Below are 12,162 nucleotides of genomic sequence, written 5' to 3' on the forward strand. Positions count from 1 at the left end.
AATGAGACAGGCTTTTTTCTTTATATGATTTTTAATCTTCGGTTACTACCCCCATTGCACAGAATTTATCTATTCGCTCTGTGATCATCTGGTCAGTGTCTTTTAAGCCAAGTTCATACATATCTTTCACAATTTGTGCTTTTAAGGTTTCAGCCATCTTCAATGGATCCTGGTGAGCACCACCAAGCGGTTCTTTCACAATGCCATCAATCAGCTTGTTATTAAACATGTCCGTAGAAGTCAATTTAAGGCATTCTGCAGCACGTTCTTTATAATCCCAGCTCCTCCATAAGATAGAAGAACAAGATTCCGGTGAGATCACCGAATACCAGGTATGCTCCAGCATATAAACTTTATCGCCGATACCAATACCCAAGGCACCACCAGAAGCACCCTCACCTACCACGAAACATACAATCGGTACACGAAGAACAGACATCTCCAGTAAATTCCGGGCGATAGCCTCTCCTTGTCCACGTTCTTCAGCTTCAAGGCCAGGGTAAGCACCCATGGTATCAATGAAAGAAATAACAGGCTTATTGAATTTCTCCGCCAATTTCATTAAGCGAAGTGCTTTCCTATAACCTTCAGGATTTGCCATTCCGAAATTACGGAACTGGCGTTCTTTGGTATTTTTGCCTTTTTGATGACCAATCACCATCACGGTTTGCCCGTTGATGGTTGCAAAGCCGCCAATAATAGCTTTATCATCTTTAACCGTTCTATCACCGTGGAGCTCAATAAAATCATCACAAATCATGCTGATATAATCCAGGGTCTGCGGTCTTTCAGGGTGTCTCGACAACTGTACCTCCTGCCATCCGCTAAGGTTGGTATAAGTGCTGTTCCTTGTTTCCACAAGTCTTTCCTCCAGCTCTGTTAAGGTAGCAGACATATCTACTTTGGTTTTATCAGCAACCTGTTTAACCTTTTCAATTTGCTGAATCAATTCAGCAATAGGTTTTTCAAAATCGAATGACGTTTTTATCTGTTCCATAAGTGGGCGGTAAAAATAGACAAAATTTCCTTAATTAATCAAAGCAGTTTTACTAAAGATATGATATTCACCGGGCAACATTAGTTTTGAATAAGTTCTAGTCGCAAAATCTACCGGGGTGTTAGTCCCTGCTTCAAACCAGGTCCCTCCGCTACCCATATCAATGGTAGCCATTTGGCTCACCACATCATAATTACCGATCACGAAGACCGTATTGCTGGCATGCGTTAATTTAATGAATTTTACGGGCCCAGACAAACTAAAAACAGCATCAGCGGAGTTGAAGACTGCATTTTGTTTTTTAAGTCTGATTAACCTTGCATAAGCCTCATATAGAGCCTTACGTTGTTCATCCTGTGCATATTCCCAACGGATGGGCTTATCGCCAGTCCGCCCATTGAAATCAATGGAAACATCATAGCCCAATTCCTGGAACTGCCACATCATTTTCGGACCGGGTATCATCATGAAAAAAGCCGCTGCGAGTTTTTCCCGCTGCAACCCCGTAGCCAGTTCTTTGACATTATAGTTGCCAGCGGTATTGCCATAGCTGATATTTTTATACATGGTTCGCTCTTCATCGTGGCTTTGCATATAAGTGACCAGCTGATCAGGCTTGCTTAATTCATGGCGTGTATAAAATCCCCAGTTAAAATCTGATTTATCCAGCCAGCCCATGGTCGCCTCATTCATGGCATAATTGATATTATTCCAAAGCATCATGCCTTCTGCCGCAAGGGCTTTCTCCTCCTGCACATCAGCAAAATGCTCCAGGATCACGTAAAACCCCTTGTTGTCAATGGTCTTGATATAGTTATTATACTCTTTCCAGAGGGCAACTCTGGCAGCATCATAGACGCGAAAAACGGCATCATCAGTAGATTTCTTTTGTGTAAATCCCTTGGAGAGGTCGAAACGGAAACCATCCACTTTATACTCTTCCATCCAGAACTTGATGACATTTTTAACAAAGGCCTGCGTTTCGGGCTTGTCGTGGTTAAAATCATAACCTACATTAAAAGGATGGGTAGCATCAGCATTGTACCATGGACTATTGGCATTAGGTTTTTTGCTTGTTTTGTCAAAATACAGTTGCACCATCGGCGACTGGCCAAAAGAATGGTTCAATACCATATCGAGGATGACGGCGATACCACGGCCATGACACTCATCAATAAAATTCTGCAGGGCAGTTTTAGTACCGTAATATTTATCGGGCGCAAAATAAAAAGAAGGGTTGTAACCCCAGCTCAGGTTGCCTTCAAATTCATTCACTGGCATCAGCTCTATGGCATTAATCCCCAATGCCACCAGGTAATCCAGCTTCTGCAAAGTGGAGGCATAGTCATGACCTGCGGTAAAGTCGCGAATGAGGAGTTCATAAATAACCAGGTTATTCTGATCAGGACGTTTAAAGCCAGCTGTATTTTTCCAGCTATATGCTGGTTTAAGCCCTTGCATTACGCTCACTATTCCAGTTGTTTTTCCCGTTGGGTAAGCTTTTAAACCGGGATAAACTGTAGCACTGATAAAGCTATCGTTCTGCGGATCCAGGACCTTCTCCGTATAAGGATCAGCAACTCTTAAATCATTATCCACCAGGAACTGGTAGGCATATTCTTTTGCAGGGTCGAGGTTGTCAAGCTGTACCCACCATGTTTTACCATCAGCGGTATTTTTCATGGGGTTTTTAGTTGACTGCCAGTCGTTAAAATCACCTATTAAAGCAACAGTTGATTTTGAGGGGGCATACAAAGTAACGATGGCAGAACTGCCGTTATTAAGGTAAACAACCCCTTCTTTGGCGCCAGCAGGCAATTCAGATGCAGGTTGGCCTGTAACCGGCGAAACAATTTCACCGGGCGGCAGGCTGCTTTTTTGGCATGCAGTGGCCAATGCCGCTAAAATTAGCAGCGCTATATGAAATCGTTTCATTTGTAATTTTTGGTTAGAAGTAGGTTAAGAAATTAAAAAGTAACATCAGCTGATCATCAGTTATCTCCTCAGCTTTCCGTGTTATCCTGGATGTATAAGACAGAAACAGCACCAAGTATCATAAATATTCCGGCGAGTACGATGGCATAAATGGCCTCCCCATTATAAAACTGCTTCACGATCATTCCACCGAAAAATCCATTCACAATTTGCGGCATGGTGATGAAGAAATTGAATATCCCCATATATACCCCCATTTTTCTTGCTGGGATAGAGCTCGATAAGATGGCATAAGGCATGGAAAGGATACTTCCCCAGGCCAGTCCGATACCAATCATGGATATAATTAGATAATCAGGATCAGTGATGAAATAGATGGAAAGCAATCCGGCTCCACCGGCAACCAATGAAAAGGCATGCGCTATTTTCTTGCTCGTTAAACGTGCAATGGTGGGAAGCATTAAGGCATAGATGGCCGAAACACCATTGTAAATACCAAACAACACGCCCACCCAGTTACCTGCATCAGCAAAGGCAATGGAAGAAGTATCACCCGGCATTACTTTATAAATATGTTGTGCAATAGCCGGCGTCGAAAACACCCACATGGAGAACAAGGCAAACCAGGAGAAAAACTGTACAAGCCCCAGTTGCTTCATCGTTAAAGGCATTTTTGAAAAGTCCTTAAAAATGGAGAACAGACCAGCATCTTCTTCTTTAGGCTCATCATGGTAAAGTTCCATTTCTTCAGGCGGATATTCCTTGGTGGTGACTACCGTCCAAAGGATGGTCAGGATTAAAATCGCCGCACCGGCATAAAAAGAATAGATCACGTTATCAGGGATTTGCCCCTGCGCAGCCGTTTTTGAAACGCCAATATATTCCGAGAAAATGTAAGGTAACCAGGAACCGGCAATTGCACCGGCACCGATAAGGAAAGTCTGCATGGAAAAGCCGAAACTGCGCTGGCTTTCAGGCAATTTATCAGCCACCAGGGCACGGAAGGGTTCCATGGCCACATTGATGGAAGCATCCATGATCATCAGCATCCCTGCGCCAATGATGATCGGCGGCATATAACCCGCCAAGGAGCCTGAATTAGGCATGATCATCAGCGCTATGGCCGTAAGAATTGCCCCAATCAGGAAGAAAGGCCTTCTCCTGCCAAAGCGGTTCCATGTTTTATCACTATAATAACCAATGATAGGCTGTACAATCATCCCTGTTAAGGGGGCTGCCAACCAAAACAGGGAGAGATGTTCTACATCAGCACCAAAAGTTTGTAAGATCCTGGAGGCATTTCCATTTTGCAGGGCGAAGCCAAATTGAATACCGAAAAAGCCTGCACTCAAATTAAAGACCTGAGCGGTAGACAACCGTGGTTTTTGCACTAATACTTTAACCTTATTACTTGTCATCAGCGTAATTTGTTTTTTATGGAAATGATACCTTTTTAAAATTCAATGATCTGGTTAAAATTCGATAATCTGGGCATCAACAGGGTCTAACTTAACGGTAATTGTTTTTGCGTCATGACTCAAGTCTGTAGCACCCAGCAATGGGAGCGCTCTTGATACATCCTTACCATTTAAGATATGCTCCGGAATATCAATTTCCACTTCCATGGTTTGATGGCGATCAAAATTTACCACAACCAGCAACCGCTGTTCGGCGGTGTACCGGATATAACCATACATTCTGTTGTTCATATTGCCACTGCGCGGTATTTCGAAGATCTCTCCACGCTGAACCGCAGGTGAAGTGGCGGTAATCTGCATGAGCTTTTTGTAATAATCCCTTAACTGAACCTGTTCATGCGACAATAAAGCCCCGTTGAAAGCCCCCTTGTTCATCCACTTCTGGTGTTCAGGGACGCCCCAGTAATCAAAAATAGTGCTTCTGTTGTCATCGCCGCCAAAGCCTTCCTTACCAATAGCAGGCTCACCGACTTCCTGACCGAAATAGAGCATGACCGGTCCGCCGGATAAAGTTGCAGAGACCACCATGGCTGGTAAAGCCAACAAGGCATTTCCGGCGAAGCCAGCAGATGCAATGCGCTCTTCATCATGGTTTTCCAGGAAACGCAGCATTTTATGTGAAAATGCATGGCGTTCTACCTGCCATGCTTTGGTAATTTCGTAAACATCGGCATGGTCCTCGTTCCTGATCAGTCTTTTCAAACCATCATACAAACCCACCTTGTCATAAAGGTAATCGAATTTACCCTCGTTAAAATAGGTTTCATAGGCCTGCGGGTTATAAGCCTCCCCGATAAACAGCATTTCAGGATGTGCTTTCTTAATCTCCGGGATCACCCAGTTCCAGAATTCAACAGGCACCATTTCAGCCATGTCACACCTGAATCCATCTACCCCTTTATCAGCCCAGTACATTAAAATGTCTTTCATTTTGCCCCATACAGGCGGCATTGGCGAAAAGTATTTCTTGTCGCCGTCAAGGTAATCAACCCCGTAATTCAGCTTAATGGTTTCATACCAGTCGTTCGCATGAGGATATTCCGAAAACACATTGTTCCCGGTTGCTTTTGCTGGAAATTCTTTAAAATGATGATCCTGTAAAGGCGAAAGCGCCGTGGTAATGGTATCCGGATGCGTTGGTGCCACCAAAGCCTTTCCTGGTACGTAATAAAAATCATTACCCGGTGCAAATGCTTTGCTGACATCATCTGCAGCACCAAAATCAATGACATTTGCCGGTTTTGCATAAGCCTGGTAACGGCGGGCCACATGATTAGGCACAAAGTCGATGATGACTTTCATCTTTTTAGCATGTGTTCTTTTCACCAGGGCTTCAAACTCTGCCATCCTTTTGTTCACATGAACAGCAAGATCAGGGTCTACATCATAGTAGTCCCTGATGGCATAAGGTGAGCCTGCGCGGCCTTTAACCACATCTGCATCGTCAGGTTGAATGCCATAAGCACTGTAATCCGTCAAACTGGCGTGAGCGATCACGCCGGTATACCAAACATGGGTGGTACCCATTTCCCTGATGCCATCAAGTGCTTTCTCACTGATGTCATTAAACTTGCCACTGCCATTTTGTTCAATGGTACCGTAGACCACATTGTTGGTATTGCTGTTGCCAAACAGACGCGGTAACAGCTGGTAGATAATCAATTTTTGATGGCCCATAGTTAATGCTTTATGATTGGCAATTTTACGCTTTTTTTGTGCAATGGTGGTTTGCATGCTGCAAAACAGCACCACAACAAGCAACAGCGGGTATTTATGGTGTTTTAACCTCATGTTTAATATTTATGGTCTGCTCTCCCGGATGGAAAACATAAGCCTGGTCAAGAATATATATTTCTATCGGTTCTGCCGAATGATTGGTAATGCTGATCTGCGAAGTACTGATGCTGATGTTCAGGGTTGCGCCCCGGAAATTGATGTTGAAAGAAAACGATTGCCATTGTTCTGGCAGAAAAGGATTAAACCTCAACTGGTTGTTCCTTACCCGCATTCCTGCAAAGCCTTCCACTATACTCATCCATGTACCTGCCATGGAAGTGATATGCAAACCATCTTCCGTGTCATTGTTGTAATCATCAAGGTCGAGGCGTGCCGTACGCAGGTAAAATTCATAGGCTTTTTCTCCGTCGTTTAAGCGCGAAGCCAGGATGCTGTGCACACAGGGCGACAATGAACTCTCGTGCACCGTTCTTGATTCATAGAACTCAAAGTTCCTGCGCAGCATCTCCAAGTCATAGTTATCCTCAAAGAAATACATGCCTTGTAACACATCTGCCTGTTTGATAAAGCAAGAGCGCAAGATCCTGTCCCAGCTCCATTTCTGGTTAAGCGGCCTTTCCGTTTCCGGCAAGTCGGCTACCATAATTTGTTCCTTATCCAGGTAACCATCCTGCTGCAAAAACACGGCCGACTGCTCATCATAAGGATAGAACATATTATCAGCAATATTGATCCATTCGCCGAACTCTTCTGCTGGCTGTAAATTGGTTTTCTGTAAAAGCGCCTGGTACAATTCAGGTGCTTTGGCCTCGACAATTTTAGCGGCCTCCACCGTATAAGTCAAACACCAGGCGGCTAGGGTATTGGTATACCAGTTGTTGTTGATGTTATTTTCGTACTCATTCGGACCGGTAACACCGAGGATCACAAACTTGTTCTTTTCTATACTCCAGTTAACGCGTTGTTTCCAGAAACGGGCAATACCAATAAGCACCTCCAGACCATATTCCTGTAAGTAGCTTTCATCGCCGGTATACCTGATGTAGTTGAAGATGGCAAAGGCAATAGCTCCATTACGGTGAATCTCTTCAAAAGTGATTTCCCATTCATTATGGCATTCTTCACCATTCATGGTTACCATCGGATAGAGTGCCGCGCCCTTGTTAAAGCCTAACTTCTCTGCATTTTCTATCGCCTTTTGCAGGTGCTTATAACGGTAGACCAACAGGTTCTTAGCCACTTCCTGAGAGGCAGTAGCTAAATAAAAGGGAATACAATAAGCTTCGGTATCCCAATAAGTAGAGCCACCGTATTTTTCGCCGGTAAAACCTTTGGGGCCGATATTTAAACGAGCATCTTTACCTGTATAGGTTTGGTTCATCTGGAAGATGTTGAACCGGATAGCTTGCTGGGCAGCAACATCGCCTTCAATGATGATGTCACTTCCTTCCCACTTTGTTAACCAGGCCGCTGCTTGTTCCGACAATAATTGCTGAAACCCTTTCTTTGAAGCACGACCTAAAGCAGCACTGCTTTTTTCCTGCAGTTCGCTTTTATCGTAATTCATCGAAGAAATGTTAGCCGCGATTTTATAGATATCTAGGATATCGTTTTGTTTAACTGCAACGTCTGACAAAAGACTTACCTTTTTAGGCTGATCAGCTGCACCGGCCTGCAATTCTTGAGCAGCACCATTCACAAAAATGCTGGTTTGTGTAGCTGTACAAACCTCAAAGGCCGTCTTTTTCGTTCTTAAAGTTAAATAGGTATGCTGACCTACAGTCTGCCTGCTCACTTCATCCCAGAACTTCTCGTCATAATTGGAGTCCTGGTTCACGACATCACCATCTATTGTGGAAGTGATGCTGATTGTGCCTTCGAAATTCAAAGGGATAATTTGATAGTGCAGGGCTGCGATTTCGTCATCAGCGATGCTGCAAAAACGTGTCGCTGTAACCTTCAGCTGTTTACCGCTGCTCAGTTCTGCGGTAAATGAACGCTGCAGGCAACCTTCTTTCATGTTCAGCAAACGCCTGAAATTGGTAACTTTCGATGTGCTTAAATCAAGCACTTCCCCATCGACACGAATATCGAGTGCAATCCAGTTGGCTGCGTTCAGCACTTTTGCAAAGTAATCAGGATAGCCGTTTTTCCACCAGCCTACACGAGTTTTATCCGGGTAATAAACACCCGCTACATAATTCCCTTTCAGGGTTTCGCCGGTATACTGTTCTTCGAAGTTTGCACGCTGACCCATCCGGCCGTTGCCAATGCTGAAAATACTTTCAGATATCTTATTTAGATGAGGATCAAAACCTTCCTCTATAATATTCCACTCTTGTGCTTTTATATAATTCTTCATCTTTTGCTAATCTTTATCCCTGAATAAGGGCTCTAATTTCCTGCACTGTTATTTGCGAAAGGTCATCTACATAACAATCAGCACCTTTCAAATTCTCTTCAGCACCTACGCCCACCACTTTCATTTTACCGGCAATAGCTGCTGCCACACCTGCCTGTGCATCTTCAAAAACTACACATATCTCCACCGGAACATCCAGCAAAGTAGCTGCTTTGGTAAACACCTCAGGATCCGGTTTAGAAGCCGACACCACATTCCCATCAACGATCGCATCAAAAAACCCGGTCAATTGTGTTCTTTCCAAAATCATCGCCGAGTTTTTGCTGGCAGAACCCAGGGCTATTTTGATACCTTGTCTGCGGAGGTCTTCCAGTAATTGCAGGGTACCTGGCAAAACTTCTTCGGGAGTCATTTTACTGATCATGTCCACATACCAGGCATTTTTTGTAGTGGCAAGGGCTTCCTTCTCTTCAGCAGATTTCTCCACACCACCCCAGTTCAGGATCATGTCGAGGGAGCGCATCCGGTTTACCCCTTTCAGGTGCTCGTTCTGTGCTGCCGTAAAGTCAAAACCCATGGAATTTGCCAGCTTCTTCCAGGCTTGGAAATGATAAACCGCCGTATCTACCAGCACTCCGTCGAGGTCGAAGATGCAGGCTACAGCATGATTTGTTGGGTGTTGTATAGCTTCTTGCATTTTATTTTATGGCTAAAACCAATGTTCCTTTTGCAGGGACCACGATGGTTTTGATATCATTTAATGTTTCTCCCGTGATGACATTGCTGGCTGTATTGGCCTTGCCGATACGCTCACTAAAGCGGGAAGTATTTAATTGGTTTTCTTTGTCTTCGGTGTTAATCACCACCATCACTGGTGTTGAGGGGTTGCTTTCGCTATATCTGAAATACACATATAAACCATCCTGTGGCACATATTGTGTCATTTTACCAGTTTGTAATGCTTCACTATTTTTACGAAAATTAGCTAATGTCCTAAAGTAGTTGAAGGCTTCATTTTCTGCGGCTGTACGGCCAGCAGGCGTAAATTTATTGCTCTTGTCTGCTTTCCATCCGCCTGGAAAATCCGACCGCACCAATCCATCAGGATTGGAATAATTCTTCATTAGAATTTCAGTACCGTAATACACCTGGGGAATGCCCCTGGTGGTTAAAAGCAAGGATAAGCCTGCTTTATATTTATTTATATCTTCATTCACCATGGAATAAAAACGGCTCATGTCATGGTTATCCATGAAAATAACGTTTTTGCTGGCATCCTTGTAAAGGAAATCCTGGGCAAGGGTGGCATAAAGCCTGTAAATTCCGTCGGTCCAACCCGACTTGCCATTCAGTGCTTCGTAAATTGCGTCTTTCAAAACGGCGTCAGTTATACCGGGCAAGTTGGTCTCAAAACCACCGTTAACGGTATTGCCACCAGTAAAGAAAGCCTGGCTCGCCACAGAGTTCACTAAAGTTTCGCCGAAGATGCCCAAAGTAGGGAATTCAGCCTGCATTTTTTTAGCCCAATCGGCCATATAAACAGGATCACTATAAGGATAAGTATCTAACCTTAACCCGTCGATGCCCGCATATTCAACCCACCAGATATGGTTCTGGGTGATGTAGTTTTGTACAAAAGGATTGCGCTGGTTTAAATCAGGCATGGAGGGAACGAACCATCCATCCAGCATTCGCTTTTTATCAGCAGCAGCAGCATGGATATCCATCACTGGCTGGTCGCGGTAGCTGGTTTGTGTATAGGCAGGCCATTGATTTACCCAGTCTTTCATGGGCATATCTTTAAATAAGTAATGACCCGTACCAATATGGTTATGCACCACATCTTTCACTACTTTCATTCCTTTGGCATGTACCTGGTCTACGTAAGTTTTAAATAATTCATTGGTGCCATAACGTGGATCTATTTTATAATTATCTGTAGCAGCATAACCATGGTAAGAAGCCAAAGGCATATCATTTTCAATTTCCGGGGTCATCCAGATGGCGGTTACGCCCAGGTCCTTGATGTAATCCAGGTGATTAATGACCCCCTGTATGTCACCACCATGGCGGTAATACATCGAATCACGGTTAAGTTTGGTTTCCGCCATGCCTTTAACTACGTCATTTTTTGGGTCGCCGTTGGCAAAGCGGTCAGGCATTAACAGGTAAATCAGGTCTTTGTTGGTGATGCCCTGAATCCTGGAGGCAGACTGATCACGGTTTTTAAGTTCGTACTGGTATTGCAATTTCTTTTTGCCTTTCTGCGCAAAAGTGATCGGAAATTTACCCGCTTTGGCATCCGCAGTAATCTCAAGGTCAAGAAACAGGTAATTGGAATTTTCCACTTTATGCACCTTCTCCAGTGTTACACCAGGGTAATTGAGCTGTGCTTCAAGCGATGAAATATCATTACCATAAACCAAAAGTTGTAGTTTGGTATTTTGCATACCTACCCACCAGAACATGGGTTCTACACGCTGCAATTGTTGCGCTTGTACGATGCTTGTGAATAGCAGCAAAGTGAGTACTGCGAATAACTTTCTCATATCTATGTATTAATGTCAGGGAATTCAGGCCAAAAAAAGCCCTGCAAAAATGGATATCAATTTTGCAGGGCTATTCATATAAAATATTAGTTTTTAACTAAAGTATAGATCAGGTTGATGGTATCAAGGGTGATGGTATAAGAACCAGGAGCTGTAATTTTGATATTATCGCCATTGATCATGGTCACTCCATCTTTCACGCCGATGTTCACATCCCAGGCATGGTCTTTTCTAAACTTAAGCTCACCGGCTTTCAGCGTAGTGGTAATTGACCATTTCCCTTTTGCGTAAGTCATGTCTGAATCTGTGTCCCAACCGCCTGCAGTTGCATCACCGATCAGTCCCCAAACTACTTTCTTAAACTCAATGGTATTGGCGTTTAAGTCTACAGTAAGGTTATATGCACCTGCAGCAGGGGCAGCAATATCGCCACCAGTGGTACTTAATTTACCAGCACCCGCATCGCCGTAAGCGCCATCCCATGACTTCTCAGGGGTAATTTTAAACATCAGATTACCTGCAGTAAAACCAACGACACCGTTATAAATCCCATTGCCGGTTGGAGAAACTAAACTTTCTGCAGTTGTCGGATCCCATCCCTGGTAAGCTCCCGGAACATATATCCAGGCAGTTAAAGGATAAGGTTTAGCATTTAAAGAAAGTGCACTACTAAATACAGCAGCAACAGCGGTTGAAACCGTTGATTTTAATCTTGCTTCTATAGCTGTACTTTCCGAAAAGGAAAGATTTAAAGCCAGGAGGAGCGTATTGAAGTCATTGCCAGTAAATGTTTTTGTAGTTACATTGGCAGGCAAAACAAATTCTTTTGGCGTTGCAAAGTTACTGCCCTTTACAGCAAGCTGCAGGGTATTGGTTACAGCAGCCTGGTAGCCATAAGAAGGGTTTTTCCAGCTAAAGGAAATGACATCCGCAGCTAGCCCTTCCTTACTTATCGTTACAGCAGATACTGAAGAAGTGATCTCCCCTCCGGTGCCATTGGCAGCAATCGCTTTGGTTTCGTCCTTTTTGCAGGACCATAATGACAAGGTCATCAGGCCGAGCATTACAGATTTTATGATGAATGATTTCATATCTATTTCAATA

Annotated in this window: 8 protein-coding genes; all 8 read right to left on the reverse strand. The window is 43.8% G+C overall.

Annotation, left to right across the window (positions count from 1 at the left end; genetic code table 11):
* Positions 1 to 31: 31 nt before the first annotated feature.
* Positions 32 to 997, reverse strand: a complete 966-nt coding sequence (locus WG905_RS16795; RefSeq protein ID WP_339592911.1) for an acetyl-CoA carboxylase carboxyltransferase subunit alpha — start codon at positions 995 to 997, stop codon at positions 32 to 34.
* A gap of 30 nt (positions 998 to 1,027) precedes the next feature.
* Positions 1,028 to 2,932, reverse strand: a complete 1,905-nt coding sequence (locus tag WG905_RS16800) for an alpha-amylase family glycosyl hydrolase (protein WP_339592912.1) — start codon at positions 2,930 to 2,932, stop codon at positions 1,028 to 1,030.
* Between the two features lie 68 nt (positions 2,933 to 3,000).
* Positions 3,001 to 4,350 carry an MFS transporter gene (locus WG905_RS16805; protein ID WP_339592913.1) on the reverse strand — a complete coding sequence of 450 codons (1,350 nt, stop codon included), beginning with the start codon at positions 4,348 to 4,350 and terminating at the stop codon, positions 3,001 to 3,003.
* A 54-nt stretch (positions 4,351 to 4,404) separates the two neighbouring features.
* Complete coding sequence (locus tag WG905_RS16810; protein WP_339592914.1) at positions 4,405 to 6,201, reverse strand: alpha-amylase family protein; 1,797 nt, start codon at positions 6,199 to 6,201, stop codon at positions 4,405 to 4,407.
* Positions 6,182 to 8,509, reverse strand: coding sequence for a glycoside hydrolase family 65 protein (locus WG905_RS16815; RefSeq protein WP_339592915.1), 2,328 nt, complete (start codon positions 8,507 to 8,509; stop codon positions 6,182 to 6,184). Before WG905_RS16815 ends, WG905_RS16810 begins: the two co-directional genes overlap by 20 nt.
* Positions 8,510 to 8,522: 13 nt before the next feature.
* Positions 8,523 to 9,206 carry a beta-phosphoglucomutase gene (gene pgmB / locus WG905_RS16820; protein WP_339592916.1) on the reverse strand — a complete coding sequence of 228 codons (684 nt, stop codon included), beginning with the start codon at positions 9,204 to 9,206 and terminating at the stop codon, positions 8,523 to 8,525.
* Position 9,207: 1 nt separating this feature from the next.
* Positions 9,208 to 11,058 (reverse strand): glycoside hydrolase family 13 protein, encoded by a 1,851-nt coding sequence (locus WG905_RS16825; protein WP_339592917.1) that lies wholly within the window; start codon positions 11,056 to 11,058, stop codon positions 9,208 to 9,210.
* An 86-nt stretch (positions 11,059 to 11,144) separates the two neighbouring features.
* Entirely contained in the window at positions 11,145 to 12,149 is a 1,005-nt protein-coding gene (locus WG905_RS16830; protein WP_339592918.1) for a SusE domain-containing protein, read from the reverse strand.
* Positions 12,150 to 12,162 lie beyond the last annotated feature (13 nt).

It is taken from the genome of Pedobacter immunditicola (genome assembly GCF_037482985.1).
GTDB lineage: Bacteria > Bacteroidota > Bacteroidia > Sphingobacteriales > Sphingobacteriaceae > Pedobacter > Pedobacter immunditicola.

Excerpts from the sequence above, each read along its gene's own strand:
- WG905_RS16825 (WP_339592917.1), bottom strand. The coding sequence starts at position 11,058 with ATGAGAAAGTTATTCGCAGTACTCACTTTGCTGCTATTCACAAGCATC.
- WG905_RS16795 (WP_339592911.1), bottom strand. The coding sequence starts at position 997 with ATGGAACAGATAAAAACGTCATTCGATTTTGAAAAACCTATTGCTGAA.
- WG905_RS16805 (WP_339592913.1), bottom strand. The coding sequence starts at position 4,350 with ATGACAAGTAATAAGGTTAAAGTATTAGTGCAAAAACCACGGTTGTCT.
- WG905_RS16815 (WP_339592915.1), bottom strand. The coding sequence starts at position 8,509 with ATGAAGAATTATATAAAAGCACAAGAGTGGAATATTATAGAGGAAGGT.
- WG905_RS16810 (WP_339592914.1), bottom strand. The coding sequence starts at position 6,201 with ATGAGGTTAAAACACCATAAATACCCGCTGTTGCTTGTTGTGGTGCTG.
- pgmB (WP_339592916.1), bottom strand. The coding sequence starts at position 9,206 with ATGCAAGAAGCTATACAACACCCAACAAATCATGCTGTAGCCTGCATC.
- WG905_RS16830 (WP_339592918.1), bottom strand. The coding sequence starts at position 12,149 with ATGAAATCATTCATCATAAAATCTGTAATGCTCGGCCTGATGACCTTG.
- WG905_RS16800 (WP_339592912.1), bottom strand. The coding sequence starts at position 2,932 with ATGAAACGATTTCATATAGCGCTGCTAATTTTAGCGGCATTGGCCACT.